Annotated in this window: 17 protein-coding genes and 1 pseudogene; 7 read left to right on the top strand and 11 right to left on the bottom strand. The window is 70.4% G+C overall.

Annotated elements, in window-relative coordinates:
* Window positions 1-242: pseudogene (locus Q2100_RS22500) on the bottom strand (APA family fibronectin-binding glycoprotein); the annotation flags it as partial.
* 340 nt (window positions 243-582) lie between these two features.
* Between Q2100_RS22500 and Q2100_RS22495 the strand changes: the two are divergent.
* The 3 genes from Q2100_RS22495 to Q2100_RS22485 all read left to right on the top strand — a co-directional run bounded on the left by Q2100_RS22495 (window position 583) and on the right by Q2100_RS22485 (window position 3,687).
* Window positions 583-1,254, top strand: a complete 672-nt coding sequence (locus Q2100_RS22495) for an SDR family oxidoreductase (protein ID WP_302915835.1) — start codon at window positions 583-585, stop codon at window positions 1,252-1,254.
* An 18-nt stretch (window positions 1,255-1,272) separates the two neighbouring features.
* The gene (locus tag Q2100_RS22490) at window positions 1,273-2,202 is read left to right on the top strand and encodes an LLM class F420-dependent oxidoreductase (RefSeq protein ID WP_302915834.1); all 930 of its coding nucleotides are present in this window, start codon (window positions 1,273-1,275) and stop codon (window positions 2,200-2,202) included.
* 99 nt (window positions 2,203-2,301) lie between these two features.
* On the top strand, window positions 2,302-3,687 hold the full coding sequence (locus Q2100_RS22485; RefSeq protein ID WP_264011834.1) for a type II NADH:quinone oxidoreductase Ndh: 1,386 nt from the start codon (window positions 2,302-2,304) through the stop codon (window positions 3,685-3,687).
* Here Q2100_RS22485 and Q2100_RS22480 read toward each other — a convergent pair.
* From Q2100_RS22480 to Q2100_RS22445, 8 genes are all read right to left on the bottom strand, one after another.
* Window positions 3,680-4,312, bottom strand: coding sequence for an urease accessory protein UreD (locus tag Q2100_RS22480; protein WP_302915833.1), 633 nt, complete (start codon window positions 4,310-4,312; stop codon window positions 3,680-3,682). The genes Q2100_RS22485 and Q2100_RS22480 overlap by 8 nt on opposite strands.
* Window positions 4,309-5,010, bottom strand: coding sequence for an urease accessory protein UreG (ureG, locus tag Q2100_RS22475; protein WP_264011832.1), 702 nt, complete (start codon window positions 5,008-5,010; stop codon window positions 4,309-4,311). The genes Q2100_RS22480 and ureG overlap by 4 nt, the downstream gene beginning before the upstream one ends.
* A 22-nt stretch (window positions 5,011-5,032) precedes the next feature.
* Complete coding sequence (locus Q2100_RS22470; RefSeq protein ID WP_302915832.1) at window positions 5,033-5,668, bottom strand: urease accessory protein UreF; 636 nt, start codon at window positions 5,666-5,668, stop codon at window positions 5,033-5,035.
* A 3-nt stretch (window positions 5,669-5,671) separates the two neighbouring features.
* Window positions 5,672-7,393, bottom strand: coding sequence for an urease subunit alpha (locus Q2100_RS22465; RefSeq protein WP_302915838.1), 1,722 nt, complete (start codon window positions 7,391-7,393; stop codon window positions 5,672-5,674).
* A gap of 28 nt (window positions 7,394-7,421) precedes the next feature.
* Entirely contained in the window at window positions 7,422-7,736 is a 315-nt protein-coding gene (locus tag Q2100_RS22460) for an urease subunit beta (protein ID WP_264011913.1), read from the bottom strand.
* Window positions 7,737-7,738: 2 nt separating this feature from the next.
* Window positions 7,739-8,041, bottom strand: coding sequence for an urease subunit gamma (locus Q2100_RS22455; protein WP_264011829.1), 303 nt, complete (start codon window positions 8,039-8,041; stop codon window positions 7,739-7,741).
* Between the two features lie 55 nt (window positions 8,042-8,096).
* On the bottom strand, window positions 8,097-8,501 hold the full coding sequence (locus Q2100_RS22450; protein ID WP_302915831.1) for a PaaI family thioesterase: 405 nt from the start codon (window positions 8,499-8,501) through the stop codon (window positions 8,097-8,099).
* Window positions 8,502-8,655: 154 nt separating this feature from the next.
* Complete coding sequence (locus Q2100_RS22445; protein WP_302915830.1) at window positions 8,656-9,429, bottom strand: iron reductase; 774 nt, start codon at window positions 9,427-9,429, stop codon at window positions 8,656-8,658.
* Between the two features lie 225 nt (window positions 9,430-9,654).
* On the opposite strand from Q2100_RS22445, the gene Q2100_RS22440 reads away from it, so the two are divergent.
* The 4 genes from Q2100_RS22440 to Q2100_RS22425 all read left to right on the top strand — a co-directional run bounded on the left by Q2100_RS22440 (window position 9,655) and on the right by Q2100_RS22425 (window position 14,019).
* The gene (locus Q2100_RS22440) at window positions 9,655-10,071 is read left to right on the top strand and encodes a BlaI/MecI/CopY family transcriptional regulator (RefSeq protein WP_264011826.1); all 417 of its coding nucleotides are present in this window, start codon (window positions 9,655-9,657) and stop codon (window positions 10,069-10,071) included.
* A gap of 14 nt (window positions 10,072-10,085) precedes the next feature.
* The gene (locus tag Q2100_RS22435; protein WP_302915829.1) at window positions 10,086-11,033 is read left to right on the top strand and encodes a M56 family metallopeptidase; all 948 of its coding nucleotides are present in this window, start codon (window positions 10,086-10,088) and stop codon (window positions 11,031-11,033) included.
* A gap of 70 nt (window positions 11,034-11,103) precedes the next feature.
* Window positions 11,104-12,558, top strand: a complete 1,455-nt coding sequence (gene gndA, locus Q2100_RS22430) for an NADP-dependent phosphogluconate dehydrogenase (protein ID WP_264011824.1) — start codon at window positions 11,104-11,106, stop codon at window positions 12,556-12,558.
* A gap of 24 nt (window positions 12,559-12,582) precedes the next feature.
* The gene (locus Q2100_RS22425) at window positions 12,583-14,019 is read left to right on the top strand and encodes a GuaB1 family IMP dehydrogenase-related protein (protein ID WP_302915828.1); all 1,437 of its coding nucleotides are present in this window, start codon (window positions 12,583-12,585) and stop codon (window positions 14,017-14,019) included.
* On the opposite strand, the gene Q2100_RS22420 is transcribed toward Q2100_RS22425, so the two are convergent.
* Both Q2100_RS22420 and Q2100_RS22415 read right to left on the bottom strand, forming a co-directional pair.
* Complete coding sequence (locus Q2100_RS22420; RefSeq protein ID WP_302915837.1) at window positions 13,972-15,045, bottom strand: ABC transporter ATP-binding protein; 1,074 nt, start codon at window positions 15,043-15,045, stop codon at window positions 13,972-13,974. The genes Q2100_RS22425 and Q2100_RS22420 overlap by 48 nt on opposite strands.
* 17 nt (window positions 15,046-15,062) lie before the next feature.
* Window positions 15,063-15,813, bottom strand: a 751-nt coding sequence (locus tag Q2100_RS22415; protein WP_302915827.1) for an ABC transporter permease subunit, incomplete at its 5' end; no start/stop codon positions are given.

Raw genomic sequence — 15,813 nt, 5'->3', positions numbered from 1 at the left:
GGCGGAGGCGGCGGCGCGTTCGGATCGGCCGGCGGAGGCGGCGGCGCGTTGGGCGGGGGCGGCGGCTGTCCGATGAACGTGTTGCCCTGAGGCGGTGGGGGTGGCGGCGGCGTGGGCTCAGGCTGCGCGTTGGCGATCGGCAGGGTGAGCGCCGCCACGGCGATACTCGTCGAGGCCGCGAGCGCCAGCGTCGTCGAGAGACCCTTACGTCGTCGTGCGGAAGTCGCGTCCGGCTGCACCATGGAGAAGAAACTACCGTGTTACCGCCGTGACGCAAGTGTGAGTTGATTAAAAAGTGCTCTGATGAGCGATTGCTGTGATCGAATCGATGCAGCTCAATGCATTCTTGATAGATTGCTGACATAGCAGCTCCCCGGGGCGCCACGCCGGTCCCGGTGGCCGCCCTGGCCCATCGCTCGACGGGCGGTCTGCTCAATGAATCGCATCGCTGACTACCACCGTTACCGACATGTGCCGCGTCGCTCGCGCGTCGGATTTCCCGGGCTAGCTACTGTCCAGTAACATCGGCGCTTGATCGGCGCGCCACCGCGCGCGGATCATCCGCGACGAGGAGGTCAACCGATGGACGTGCTGGTCACCGGAGGCGACACCGATCTGGGACGCGCGATCGCGGCCGGCTTCCGCACCGAGGGCCACACCGTGGTCATCGCCGGTGCGCGCCGCGACGACCTCGAGGTCGCCGCCAAGGAGCTCGACGTCGACTCGATCCTGTTCGACAACACCGACCCGGCCAGCATCGAGGACGCGCGCGGACTGTTCCCGCACCACCTCGACGCCCTGGTCAACGTCCCCGCACCGGGCTGGCAGCCCGGCGACCCCCGGACGTTCTCGCTCGCCGACACGGCGGCGGCGTGGCGCGCGGCGCTCGACACCACCGTGCTGTCGGCCGTGCTCACCACCCAGATCGTCGGTGACCACCTGCGCTCGGGCGGCTCGATCGTCAACGTCGTGCCGGAGAGTGCGCGCCCCGGCAGTGCCGACGCCGCGGTCAAGGCCGCTCTGAGCGAGTGGACCGCCGGTCAGGCGGGCTACTTCGGCACCCGCGGCATCACCGTCAACGCCGTGGCCTCGGGCCGCAGCGCAGACGCCGGTTACGACGGCCTCAGCACCACCCCGCCGTCGGTCGCCGAGGAGTTCGCCCGGCTGTCGCTGTTCCTCAGCACGCCTGCGGCACGCCACATCACCGGGCAGACACTGCATGTCAGCCGGGGTGCACTGGCGAACTTCGGCTAGCGGGTTAGGGTCGACGGAGTGACGATTCGACTCGGACTCCAGATCCCCAACTTCTCCTACGGCACCGGCGTCGCCGAGATCTTCCCCACCGTCATCGCGCAGGCCCAGGAAGCCGAGGCCGCCGGCTTCGACTCGGTCTTCGTGATGGACCACTTCTATCAGCTGCCCGGCCTGGGCACCCCCGACCAGCCGATGCTCGAGGCGTACACCGCGCTCGGCGGCCTGGCCACGGCGACCGAGCGCGTCCAGCTCGGCACGCTGGTCACCGGAAACACCTACCGGAATCCGACGCTGCTGGCCAAGGCCATCACCACGCTGGACGTGATCAGCCAGGGCCGCGCAATCCTCGGCATCGGCACCGGGTGGTTCGAGCTCGAGCACGACCAGCTCGGCTACGAGTTCGGCACCTTCACCGACCGGTTCAACAAGCTCGGCGAAGCGCTGCAGATCATCCTGCCGATGCTCGCCGGCGAGCGGCCGACGTTCAACGGCAAGTACTACCGCACACAGGACGCGATGGCCGAGCCGCGCCTGCGCGACCACATCCCGCTGATGATCGGCGGCAGTGGCGAGAAGAAGACCATTCCGTTGGCGGCCAAGCACTTCGACCACCTCAACATCATCGCGGGCTTCGACGAGCTGCCCCGCAAGGTCCAGGTCGTCAAGGAAGCCTGCGAGAAGATCGACCGCGACCCGGCGACGCTCGAGACCAGCATGCTCGTGATGGCCCTGATCGACGACAACGTCACCGCCGACAACATTCCCGACGACTTCAAGGACCGGGTGGCCTTCGGCGGCGCCGAGCAGATCGCCGAACAGGTCAAGACCAAGGTGCTCGACGCGGGGGTCGACGGCGTCATTCTGAGCCCGGTCACGAACATCGACGGGTACCACCCCGGGCGCATAACGGATGTCGCCGCCGCGTTGAAGCCGATGCTGGCTGGGTAAACAGTCGGTGCGGTGCGCTATCTCACCGCGCCTGCGGGATGCCCGCCCACTAGCCTAGTGGTTGTACTGAACGAGTAGACGTTCGTCGAGGAGTTGCAGATGAGCCACCCCGGAGCCACCGTGTCCGACCGGCACAAGGTCGTCATCGTCGGGTCGGGGTTCGGCGGATTGACCGCCGCCAAGACCCTGAAGCGTGCCGACGTCGACATCAAGCTGATCGCGCGCACCACCCACCACCTGTTCCAGCCGCTGCTGTACCAGGTGGCGACCGGGATCATCTCCGAGGGCGAGATCGCGCCCGCAACCCGGGTGGTGCTGCGCAAGCAGCGGAACGCGCAGGTGCTGCTCGGCGACGTCACCCACGTCGACCTCGAGAACAAGCTCGTGCACTCGGAGCTGCTGGGCCACGACTACGCGACGCCGTACGACAGCCTGATCATCGCCGCGGGCGCGGGCCAGTCATATTTCGGCAACGACCACTTCGCCGAGTGGGCGCCCGGCATGAAGTCGATCGACGACGCGCTCGAGCTGCGCGGGCGGATCCTCGGCGCGTTCGAACAGGCCGAGCGGTCCAGCGACCCCGAACGCCGCGCGAAGCTGCTGACGTTCGTGGTGGTGGGCGCCGGGCCCACCGGTGTCGAGATGGCGGGTCAGATCGCCGAACTGGCCGACCACACCCTCAAGGGCACGTTCCGCCACATCGACTCCACCAGGGCGCGGGTGATCCTGCTCGACGCCGCACCCGCGGTGCTGCCGCCGATGGGCGAGAAGCTCGGCAACAAGGCCAAGGCCCGCCTGGAGAAGATGGGCGTCGAGATCCAGCTCAACGCGATGGTCACCGACGTCGACCGCAACGGCATCACCGTCAAGGATCCCGACGGCAGCGTGCGGCGCATCGAATCGGCGTGCAAGGTGTGGTCCGCCGGTGTCTCGGCGAGCCCGCTCGGCAAGGACCTCGCTGCACAATCGGGTGTCGAACTCGACCGGGCCGGCCGGGTCAAGGTGCAGCCCGACCTGTCGCTGCCCGGCCACCCGAACGTGTTCGTGGTGGGCGACATGGCGGCTGTCGAAGGCGTGCCCGGCATGGCCCAGGGCGCGATCCAGGGCGGCAAGTACGCCGCGCGGCTGATCAAGAACGAGGTCAAGGGCGCCAACCCGGCGTTCCGCGAACCGTTCGAGTACTTCGACAAGGGCTCCATGGCCACTGTGTCGCGGTTCAACGCCGTGGCGAAGGTCGGCCCGCTGGAGTTCGGCGGCTTCATCGCATGGCTGGCGTGGCTGGTGCTGCACCTGGTCTACCTGGTCGGCTTCAAGACCAAGATCGTCACGCTGCTGTCGTGGACGGTGACGTTCCTCGGCCGCAACCGCGGACAGCTGACCATCACCGAACAGCAGGCCTACGCCCGTACGCGCATCGAGGAACTCGAGGAGATAGCGGCGGCGGTGACCGAGACCGAACGGGAGAGGGAGCAGGCGGCTAGCTAGTCAGCCGCTCCCCCTGCCAGGTGGTCAGCCAACCGCCGGCGGCCAGAGCGAGCTCGGTGCCGTTGGCCGCCGGTGCACGGTCCGGGTAGGACAGTTCGCTCACGCATGCGCGCGGCGCGCCGAGGACGTCGTCGGCGACGGTGTCGTCGCCAAGCTCGATGCGATGCCGCAACATCGGTGCGCCGTCCAGGTCGGCGTGCATGGACCCGGACCAGAAGCCGTGGCGCTCACCGGTTCTGCCGATCTGGATCCGTTCGCGCAGGCGGATGCGCCCCGCTCCGGTCAACCGCAGCCGGGTGAGCGTGACATGCCTCGACGCACCGGCCACGACGGTCGGCTGCGGGTCGACGTCCAGCTCGCCCGCCGACTCGATGTCCCAGTGGGCCGTCGATTCCGGCGTGCCGGGTCCGGGCAGCACCATGGTCGCCGCGGCGGTGCGCACCTGCAGCCGGGCGCCGGGTTCGACGACGATGCGCACGGAGATCAGGTCGCCGCCCAGCGGCGTGGCGGCCGCCGACACCAGGTGCACGGTGTCGGGACCGGTGCGCCGGGCGGCCAGTCCCCCGCTGTACTCCAGTCGCGGCGGACGTCCCGGGCAGGCGATGATCGCGACGTCGGACCTCATGGCGCAGGCGCGGACACCGGCGCGCGCAGTTGTTCGGTGACCCAGGCCAGCACGGGGCCCGCGGTCGGGTCCTCGGTCAGCGAGATCAGCGCCGTGGGACGGTCGCCGCGGACCTTGGCCGCATCGCGGCGCATCACGTCGAGGTCCGCGCCGACCAGCGGCGCCAGGTCGGTCTTGTTGACCACCAGCAGATCGGAGAAGGTGACGCCGGGTCCGCCTTTGCGCGGCACCTTGTCCCCGCCGGCCACGTCGATGACGAAGATCTGCGCGTCGACCAGTCCGGAGGAGAAGGTGGCGGTCAGGTTGTCACCGCCGGACTCCACGAGGATGAGGTCGAGGCGGGCGTCCGGACGATGGTGCGCGGCGATCAGGTCGTCGATGGCGTCGAGGTTGGCGGTGATGTCGTCGCGGATCGCGGTGTGCGGGCAGCCGCCGGTCTGCACCGCGGCGATCCGCTCGTCGGGGAGCACGGCGTTGCGGCGCAGGAAGTCGGCGTCCTCGGTGGTGTAGATGTCATTGGTGAGCACGGCCAGCGACAGCTCGTCGCGCAGCTGTCGGCACAGCGCGGCCACCAGTGCGGTCTTGCCGGAGCCGACGGGTCCGCCGACACCGATCCGCAGCGGCTCCCCCGGCGTTCGTTCGCGTCGCGGGCGGTCGCGGTGGTCGTGCGGTTGGCCGTCCAGGAAATGCGGTGGCATACAAGGCCTATCGGTAGTGGAATTACGAGGAGAACAACGGTCGTTCGCGCTGGGCGTGTCGCTCGGCGAGCACGTCGAGCATCGGATCGGACAGCTCGGCGAGTTCCTTGGCGGCCGCCGCCGCGGTCTGGTCGCACAGTGCCGACAGCGCGAAGGTCACGGCGGCGACGTCACCGGGATCCAGCGCCAGCAGTCGCTGCGCGGCGGTCGCCGATCCGGTCATGGTCGTGTACACCACCGACACCGCGGTGTGCTCGGCGCTCAGACCGCTCGCCGCGCCCACCGCGCCGGCTGCCACGGCGAGGTGCGGCCTGACTCCGAGCGGCTGCCAGTCGGTGTCCGGCCACACCCGGCGCGCCAGCCTCAGCAGCCCGCGGCCCTGGGCACGCGATGCCGCCCGCGCGGCGGGCGACGGTGTGCGGGCATCGGTTTCGCGGTCGGCCTCGACCACCGAGCAGGTACCGGTGTGGACGGCGGCCGCCAGGGACGCGGTCACCAGGCCATGGGTCCTGATGCGCCGCACCAGGTATGCGCGCAGCGTTGCCAGGTCGAAGACCAGCCCGGCGGTGACGGCCTCCTCGACGCCGCCGGAGTGCACGTGCCCTCCGGTGGGCAGCCGTGAGTCCGCCAGCGTCAGCAGGGTGGTCAGGGCGGTCATGCGCTAGAAGAGGAAGTAGCGCTGGGCCATCGGCAGTTCGGCGGCAGGCTGTTCCTGCCAGACGTCGCCGTCGATACGCACCGTGAAGGTGTCCGGGTCGACCTCGATGCGGGGCATGGCGTCGTTGTGCGGCATGTCCGTCTTGCCGACCCCGCGCACATCGCCCACCGCGACGAGGCGCCTGCTGACCGCCAGCCGGTCGGCCAGTCTGTCCTCGATCGCCTGAGGCGCCACGAAGTGCACCGAGGTGGCGGCAGCGGCACGTGCGTCGGCGCCGAACATCGGGCGCGGCAGCACGGGCTGCGGCGTGGGGATCGACGCGTTCGCGTCGCCCATCGCCGCCCACGCGATCATCCCGCCCTTGATCACCGCGTGCGGCCGGACACCGAAGAAGGCGGGTTCCCACAGCACCAGGTCGGCGAGCTTGCCCACCTCGACCGAGCCGATCTCGTGGTCCAGCCCGTGGGCGACGGCCGGGCAGATGGTGTACTTCGCCACGTAGCGGCGCACCCGGTTGTTGTCCGCCGCACCGTCTCCCGCCAGGGCGCCACGGCGGCGCTTCATCACGTGCGCAGTCTGCCAGGTGCGCAGCACCACCTCACCGATGCGGCCCATCGCCTGGGCGTCGCTGCCGATCATCGAGATCGCACCCAGGTCGTGCAGCAGGTCCTCGGCGGCGATCGTCGACGGCCGGATGCGGCTCTCGGCGAAGGCGAGATCCTCGGGGACGCTGGGGTTGAGGTGATGGCAGACCATCAGCATGTCCAGGTGCTCGTCGAGGGTGTTCACGGTGTGCGGCCGGGTCGGATTTGTCGAGCTCGGCAGCACGTACGGTTCGGCGGCCACCGTGATGATGTCCGGTGCGTGCCCGCCGCCGGCGCCCTCGGTGTGGTACGCGTGGATGGACCGGCCCGCGATCGCGCCGACGGTGTCCTCGACGAACCCGGCCTCGTTCAGGGTGTCGGAATGCAGCGCCACCTGCACCCCGGACGCGTCAGCCACCCGCAGGCACGCGTCGATGGCCGCGGGGGTCGAGCCCCAGTCCTCGTGCAGCTTGAAACCCGATGCACCGCCCCGCAACTGCTCCCACATCGATTCCGCGCTGACGGTGTTGCCCTTGCCGAGCAGCGCGATGTTCATCGGCCAGGAGTCCAGCGCCTCGAGCATGCGGGCCAGGTGCCAGGCGCCGGGGGTGACCGTGGTGGCCTTGCTGCCCTCCGCCGGGCCGGTGCCGCCGCCGATCAGTGTGGTGATGCCGCCGGCCAGCGCCTCGCCCATGATCTGCGGGCAGATGAAGTGCACATGGCAGTCGATCCCGCCCGCGGTGAGGATGCGGCCGTTGCCTGCGATGATCTCGGTCGACGGCCCGACCACCAGGTCGCGGTGCACGCCGTCCATGATGTCGGGGTTGCCGGCCTTGCCGATCGCGACGATGCGGCCGTCGCGGATGCCGATGTCGGCCTTGATGATTCCCCAGTGATCGATGATCACCGCGCCGGTGATCACCGTGTCGGGGGCGCCGTCGGCGCGGGTCGCGCGGCCCTGGCCCATCGACTCCCGCAGCACCTTGCCGCCGCCGAACACCGCCTCGTCACCGGCCAGTCCCGGTCCGCCGCTGCGGTCCTCGGTGATCTCGACGAACAGGTCGGTGTCGGCCAACCGGATCCGGTCGCCGGTGGTCGGCCCGAACAGCGCGGCGTACCGGGACCGCGACAGGCCGCTCATCGGTTCTCCCCGCTCTTCGCGCAAGCGCTCATCGGTCATCCATCCGACCGGGCGGGGTCAGGCTGAGCCCGTGCACTTCGCGGGTCCCCCGCAACGGCACCGCCGACACCGTCTGCGCCACGCCCGGTTCGAACCGCACCGCGGTGCCCGCGGGGATGTCGAGCCGATGGCCGCGGGCGGCCTGCCGGTCGAAGTCGAGTGCGGCGTTGGCCTGCGGCAGGTGCACGTGACTGCCCACCTGCACGGGCCGGTCGCCGGTGTTCACGACGTCGAGGGACACCCGCTCGGCGCCCTCGTTGATCTCGATGTCGCCGTCGCCGTGCACGATCTCTCCCGGGATCATGGTCACGGGATCGGGTGATGGACGGTGACCAGCTTCGTCCCGTCCGGGAAGGTGGCCTCCACCTGAACGTCCTCGAGCATTTCGGGCACTCCCTCCATCACGTCCTCCCGCGACAACACGTCGCGTCCGCTGACCATCAGTTCCGCGACGGTGCGTCCGTCACGCGCACCCTCGAGCAGGTGGTCGGTGAGGACGGCGACGGCCTCGGGGTGGTTCAGCCGCAGCCCGCGGGCCTGCCGGCGCCGCGCCAGTTCGGCGGCATAGGAGATGAGCAGCCGCTCCTGCTCATGCGGGGTCAATCGCATAGTGCGCGATCCTGCCACGGCGCGGCGCGCTCAGCAGCGCTCGACGGCGGCGGGGTCAGGCGTCGGGCAGGTTCTGCAGACGCACCTGACCGCGGGCGACCATCCGGTCGGTCTCATCGGTGACCGTGATCAGCCACAGCTGCTGGCGGCGGCCGCGGTGGATCGGAGTGGACACCGCGGTCACCGTGCCCGACCGCAGGGCGCGCAGGAAGTCGGTGTTGTTGTTGACGCCCACCACGGTTCCGCCGCCGTTCTCGGAGAGCCACACGTGGGCGGAGACGCTCGCCAGGCTCTCGATCACCGCGCAGTAGACCCCGCCGTGCACGATTCCCCAGGGCTGCAGCAGTTTGTCGGTGATGGTCAGTTGCGCGCGGCCACCGTCGGGCGTCATCTCCAGGTAGGTCACGCCCAACTCGGTGTCGAAACCCTCGCCGAGACCGGCCGGCAATTCTGTGCTCACTCAACGATGTCTACACGTCGACCGCACAAGAAGATTCGGGCGGGTCCCGCACTGTTGCGCGGGACCCGCCCTCGAGGGGACCGGGGGTCTCTGCAGCCCTCAGGACTCCGGCGCGGTCCGTTTGCCTCGTGCCTAAAGAATAGGCAAGGCTGCCCTAATTAAGCAAGCCCTTCCCTCTACCGGTCCGCGCGGCGCCACGGACCGGAAGGCCGAATCCGACCAGCGCGTCCAGCACGGCCTGGCCGCGGCGCATGCTCGTCAGCTCGCTCGAGCCGGCCAGCATGGGCACCTGGGTGGCGGCGCTGACCACGGCGGCGCCGACCATGTGCCACATCGCCGCCTCCGTCATGGCCCCGCCACTGATCTGCACCAGCCGGGTGAACAGCGGCGCGAGGGTGCGGTGGCTGCGGTGGGCGATCCAGGTCGTCAACGCGGCCTCGTTCGGCAGGGCGACGATGCCGTCCCCCGCGCCACGGCCCATCCGGCCGCGGCGACCGAAGTAGGGGTCGTCGGGCAGCGCCCGCAGCGTCGGGTCGACCACGCCCACCCAGTCGATAGCGCCCTCGGAGTCCACGTGCACCCAGAGGTTCTCCAGTCCGGTGTCCCACGCCCGGCCCTCGAGCACCACCAGCGGCACCACCCGGCCGATGACCACGTGGGCCAGCGTCGCCGCCAACTGCTGGGCGACCGCTGCCCGGTTCCCCGTCTCGGAGGCCGCGATGTCGAACATCACCTGTAGCCGCTCGGTGGTGAGCGCCTCGGCCAGGGGCCACCACCTGCGCCGGGAGAGGTCGCCCATCACGGCCACGCCGTAGACGCGGGGGCACTCGGGGTAGAGCTCGCGCAGCCGGCGGGATGACTCGTGCAACGGCATCGTCCGCCTGATGGCCATGCCTGCGATCAGCGGATCGTCGATCAGTACCGTCACTGCACCTCCCGGGCGTCGTCGTCTCGGGTTAGGTTAGCCTTACTATAGTGACCAGGCAACATCGGCCGTCCCCTGTGAGCCGTTTCACAGGGCGGCGGGGCGAGGCCGTTGACCTCGGCCGGAATGCGACGCACAGAAGATGGGGTTCATCTTCGGCGATGGATACGACGCACGGTAGTACGTCCGTAGTACCCTTGATCTACTGCTCAGGAGAGTGAACGGAACATGGCCAAGTTGACGCGTCTAGGGGAGCTCGAGCGTGAGGTGATGGATCACCTCTGGTCCGCTCCGGAGCCCCAAACCGTTCGGCAGGTGCACGAGGCACTGTCGGCGCGGCGTGATCTGGCGTACACCACGATCATGACCGTGCTCCAACGGCTCGCGAAGAAGAACCTCGTGGTGCAGCACCGCGACGACCGGGCGCACCGCTACGCCCCCACACACGGCCGCGACGAGCTGGTCGCGGGCCTGATGGTCGACGCGCTCGACCAGGTCACCGACTCCGGCAGCCGCGAGGCCGCACTGGTGCACTTCGTGGAGCGGGTGGGCGCCGGCGAGGCCGCCGCGTTGCGGCGTGCGCTCGCCGAATTGGAGACCAAGCATCGATTGACGTCGCCGGCTGGCGATCCCGGTACCGGCTGAGGGAGACTGACAGCGTGTCCGCGCTGGCCTTCACCATCGTCGCGCTGGTCCTGATCGGACCGGTGCCGGCAATGCTTGCGCGGGCGTCCTGGCCGATGCGGGCGCCGCGGGCCGCCATCGTGCTCTGGCAGTCGATCGTGCTCGCCGCGGTGCTGTCGGCGTTCAGCGCCGGGATCGCGATCGCGAGCCGGCTGTTCGTTCCCGGCCCCGACGGCCGACCCACCGCCACCATCACCAGTGAGATCGCTGTCCTGGGCTGGCCGATGTGGCTGCTGCTGGTCTTCGTCTTCGCGCTCACGCTGCTCATCGGCGCCCGGCTGATCGTCTCGGTGCTGGAGGTGGCGATCGCCACCCGCCGTCGGCGCGCCCACCACCGGATGATGGTCGACCTGCTGGACATGCCGCGCACCGCAATGCCCGACAACGTCTGCGGCACGGCCGACCTGCGGATCCTCGACGTCGCACAGCCGATGGCGTACTGCCTGCCCGGCATGCGCAGCCGGGTCGTGGTCAGCGACGGCACCCTGACCACGCTCGCCGGCGACGAGATCGCGGCGATCCTCACCCACGAACGCGCCCACCTGCGCGCCAGGCACGACCTGGTGCTCGAGATGTTCACCGCCGTGCACGCCGCCTTCCCCCGGTTCGTCCGCAGCGGCAGCGCGCTCGACGCCGTCCGGTTGCTGATCGAACTGCTTGCCGACGACGCCGCGGTCCGCACGGCCGGCCCCACTCCCCTGGCCCGCGCCCTTGTCGCGTGCGCATCCGGCCGTACCCCCTCGGGTGCGCTCGCGGCGGGTGGTCCGACGACGGTGATCCGGGTCCGGCGCCTCGCCGGTCGGCCCAACAGCCCGCTGCTGGCCGCGACTGCCTATCTCGCCGCGGTCGCCGTGCTGGTGGTGCCCACCGTGGCCGTGGCCGTGCCGTGGCTGACCGAACTCCACCGGCTCTTCACCACCTAGATTCAGCGCCGAGGGATGCATCGCGCTCGAAGACGCGTTCTCAGTCCACACATCGACGAAAGGCTGCTGCATGACCAACTCGGGCACCACCGGTACGGCTCAGATCGGCGTCACCGGGCTGGCGGTGATGGGATCGAACATCGCCCGCAACTTCGCCCGACACGGCTACACGGTCGCGCTGCACAACCGCTCGGTCGCCAAGACCGACGCCCTGCTCGCCGAGCACGGGTCGGACGGGAACTTCGTCCGTAGCGAGACGATCCGCGAATTCCTCGATGCGCTGGAAAAGCCGCGCCGGGTGCTGATCATGGTCAAGGCCGGCGACCCGACCGACGCCGTGATCAACGAGCTCGCCGACGCGATGGAGGAAGGCGACATCATCATCGACGGCGGCAACGCGCTCTACACCGACACGATCCGCCGGGAGAAGGCGATCCGCGAGCGCGGCCTGCACTTCGTCGGCGCCGGCATCTCCGGTGGTGAGGAAGGCGCCCTCAACGGACCGTCGATCATGCCGGGCGGCCCAAAGGAGTCCTACGAATCACTGGGTCCGCTGCTCGAGGAGATCTCCGCGCACGTCGACGGCGTGCCGTGCTGCACCCACATCGGGCCCGACGGCGCAGGCCATTTCGTGAAGATGGTGCACAACGGCATCGAGTACTCCGACATGCAGCTGATCGGCGAGGCCTACCAGCTGCTGCGCGACGGCCTCGGCAAGAGCGCAGGCGAGATCGCCGACGTGTTCGACGAGTGGAACAAGGGTGACCTGGACAGCTTCCTGGTCGAGATCACCGCGAAGGTGCTGCGCCAGGACGACGCCAAGACGGGCAAGCCGCTGGTCGACGTCATCCTCGACGAAGCCGAGCAGAAGGGCACCGGCCGCTGGACGGTGAAGTCCGCACTCGATCTCGGTGTGCCCGTCACCGGTATCGCCGAGGCGGTGTTCGCCCGCGCGCTGTCGGGTTCGGTGACCCAGCGCAAGGCCACCACCGGCCTGGCCTCCGGCGACCTCGGCGGAAAACCCTCGGACGCAGAGCAGTTCACCGAGGACATCCGGCAGGCGCTGTACGCGTCGAAGATCATCGCCTACGCCCAGGGTTTCAACCAGATCCAGGCCGGCAGCGCCGAGTACGACTGGGGCATCACCCCCGGCGACATGGCGACCATCTGGCGCGGCGGGTGCATCATCCGGGCGAAGTTCCTCAACCGCATCAAGGACGCCTTCGACAACGACGCCGACCTGCCCACCTTGATCGTCGACCCATACTTCCGCGACGCGATCGAAGCCGCGATCGACAGCTGGCGCCGCGTCGTGGTGACCGCGACCCAGCTGGGCATTCCGATTCCCGGCTTCAGCTCGGCGCTGTCCTACTACGACGCGCTGCGCACCGAGCGGCTGCCCGCGGCGCTCACCCAGGGGCTGCGGGACTTCTTCGGCGCGCACACCTACGGGCGCATCGACGCCGACCGCGACAAGCGGTTCCACACGCTATGGAGCGGCGACCACAGCGAGGTCGAGGCCTGACGCGCCGCCATTAGACTCGGGGGCGTGCGCTTCCTCCACGATCACCGGCCGCCGTACGACCTGACGTACAACGACGTGTTCGTCGTTCCGGGCCGCTCGGAAGTGGCGTCCCGATTCGACGTGGACCTGTCCACCGTCGACGGGTCGGGCACCACCATCCCGGTGGTGGTCGCCAACATGACCGCGGTGGCCGGACGCCGGATGGCCGAGACGGTGGCCCGCCGCGGCGGCATCGTCGTCCTGCCCCAGGACCTGCCGATCTCGGCGGTGCGGGAGACGGTCGACTTCGTCAAGAGCCGCGACCTGGTGGTCGACACGCCGGTGACCCTCGCCCCGGACGACTCGGTGTCCGATGCCGTCGCGCTGATCCACAAGCGGGCGCACGGCGCCGCGGTGGTGGTCAACGACGGCCGGCCGGTCGGGCTGGTCATCGAGGCCGACTGCGTCGGGGTGGACCGGTTCGCCAGGGTGAGCGACATCGCGGTCACCGACTTCGTCACCGCGCCCGTGGGCACCGAGCCCCGCAAGGTGTTCGACCTGCTCGAAAACGCCGCCGTCGGTGTGGCGGTGCTGACCGGGCCCGACGGCACGCTGGCCGGTGTGCTGACCCGCACCGGCGCCATCCGTGCGGGCATCTACTCCCCCGCGGTCGACGCCAAGGGCCGGCTGCGGATCGCCGCCGCGGTCGGCATCAACGGCGACGTCGGCGCCAAGGCGCGGGCGCTGGTCGAGGCCGGCGTCGACGTGCTGGTGATCGACACCGCCCACGGCCACCAGGTCAAGATGCTCGACGCGATCCGCGCGGTCGCGGCGCTGGACCTCGGGGTGCCGCTGGCGGCGGGCAACGTGGTGTCGGCCGAGGGCACCCGCGACCTGATCGACGCCGGTGCGTCGATCGTCAAGGTCGGCGTAGGCCCCGGCGCCATGTGCACCACCAGGATGATGACCGGCGTCGGCCGCCCGCAGTTCTCAGCGGTGGTCGAATGTGCCGCCGCCGCAAGGGAACTCGGCGCTCACGTGTGGGCCGACGGTGGGGTGCGGCACCCGCGGGACGTCGCGCTCGCACTGGCCGCAGGCGCCGCCAACGTGATGATCGGGTCCTGGTTCGCCGGCACCTACGAGTCGCCGGGCGACCTGATGCGCGACCGGGACGACCGGCCGTACAAGGAGAGCTACGGGATGGCCTCCAAGCGTGCGGTCGCGGCGCGCACCTCCGCCGACAGCGCGTTCGACCGCGCACGCAAGGGTCTCTTCGAAGAGGGCATCTCGACCTCGCGGATGGGTCTCGACCCGTCCCGCGGCGGGGTGGAGGACCTGCTCGACCACATCACCTCCGGGGTCCGCAGCACCTGCACCTACGTCGGTGCCACCACGCTTCCCGAACTGCACGACAAGGTGGTGCTCGGCGTGCAGTCAGCCGCCGGCTTCGCCGAGGGCCATCCGCTGCCCACCGGCTGGTGACGGGTACGCCAGTACGGCGCCCGCCACGCTCACGCTGACCGGCTGACCCGGCGCGACGTCGACGTCGCCGATGCGGCGCACCACCAGCGGCGTACCGTCCGCGAGCGTGACGTGCACCGAGCTGTCCGGGCCGTAGAACCGGTGCGCGGTCACCACCGCAGGCGCCCCGTCCTCGGTCAGCCGCAGCTGTTCGGGCCGCAGCACGACGACCACGTCTCCGTCGTCGACCGGCATCCGCGTCGGATGGGCTCCCAGCACGGTGCGCACCACACCGCCGCGGCACTCGCCACCGATCTCGACGGCCGCACCGACGAACCGGGCGGCCGCCAGGGTCCGCGGCCGGTCGTAGACCTCGGCCGGCGTGCCGGCCTGCACCATCTGCCCGTTCATCAGCAGCGCCACCGAATCGGCGAGCGAGAGTCCCTCGGCCTGATCGTGGGTGACGAGTACGGCCGTGGTGCCGGTGTCCCGCAGGATCGCGGCGATGTCCTCGCGCACCCGCGTGCGCAACCCGGCGTCGAGCGCCGCGAAGGGCTCGTCGAGCAGCACCACCCTTGGCCGCGCGGCGAGCGCACGGGCCAGCGCCACCCGCTGCTGCTGCCCGCCCGACAGCTCGTGCGGCCGGGCGTCGCCGCTGCCGTCGAGTCCCACCACATCGAGCCAGTGCCGAACGGTGTCCGCCGCCTCGGCGCGCCGCCGCCTCGGCAGCCCGAACGCGATGTTCTCCGCGGCGCTGAGGTGCGGGAATAAGGCACCCTCCTGCGGCATGAGGCCGATCCGGCGCCGATGGGCGGGCACCGCCGCGCCGTCGCCGCACACGATCCCGTCTCCGACGCCGACCGTTCCGGCGTCGGGTTCCTCGAAGCCGGCCACGATGCGCAGCAGCGTCGTCTTGCCGCAGCCCGACGGGCCGAGCACCGCGCCGATGGTGCCCGCGGCCACGTCGAGGTCCAGACCGGACAGCACCCGCCGCCCGTCGAACGACTTGCCCAGCCCGCGGATGCGCACACCTGCGGCGCCCGGCATCGGTTGGTCTCCCGCACTCACGTGTCACGCACCTCCACCACCTGCGCACTCCACAGGCCGATCGCGGCCGTCGGGAGCGCGGCGAGTACCACCAGCGCGGCCGCATACGGCGCCGCGGACGCGTAGTCACTGACCGAGCTGTAGGTCCACAGCCGGGTGGCCATCGTGTCGGTGCCGGTCGGCCGCAGCAGCAGCGTGATCGGCAATTCCTTCATGCAGGTGAGCAGCACCAACGCCGCACCCGCGGCGATGCCCGGCGCGGCGCCGCGGGCGGTGATCGAGGCGAACGCGGCGAACGGCCCGCGACCCAGCGAGCGGGCCACCTCCTCGTGCCGCACCGGCGTCGCCTCGATCGCGGCCCGGACCGACCCGACGGCCACCGGCACCAGCAGGACGGCGTAAGCCAGGATCAGCAGCGGCTCACGCTGGTAGAACGGGCGCAACGCCACGACGCCGACCGACACCATGGCGATCGCGATGACGATCCCCGGCAGCCCGTGCGCCACGTAACTCGCCCCCTCGAGCGTCCGGGTCACCGGACTGCGGTACCGCGCCACCAGCACGCCGAGCGGCAAAGCCGCCACCGTGCACACCACCGCCGCCACCGCCGACAACCACAGCGTCGAGACCACCGCGGCCGACCACTCACCGGCATCCCAGCGCGGTCCCGCGGCAAGCAGCCAGTCGGCGAGCGCGACGACCGGGACCACCAGCGCCGCGGCGACGACGACCAGTGCACCCGCCACCGCGACCGGCCGCCACGGCCCG

Source organism: Mycolicibacterium arseniciresistens (assembly GCF_030519285.1).
Lineage (GTDB): Bacteria > Actinomycetota > Actinomycetes > Mycobacteriales > Mycobacteriaceae > Mycobacterium > Mycobacterium arseniciresistens.
This window is presented reverse-complemented; position numbering and strand designations above follow the sequence as displayed.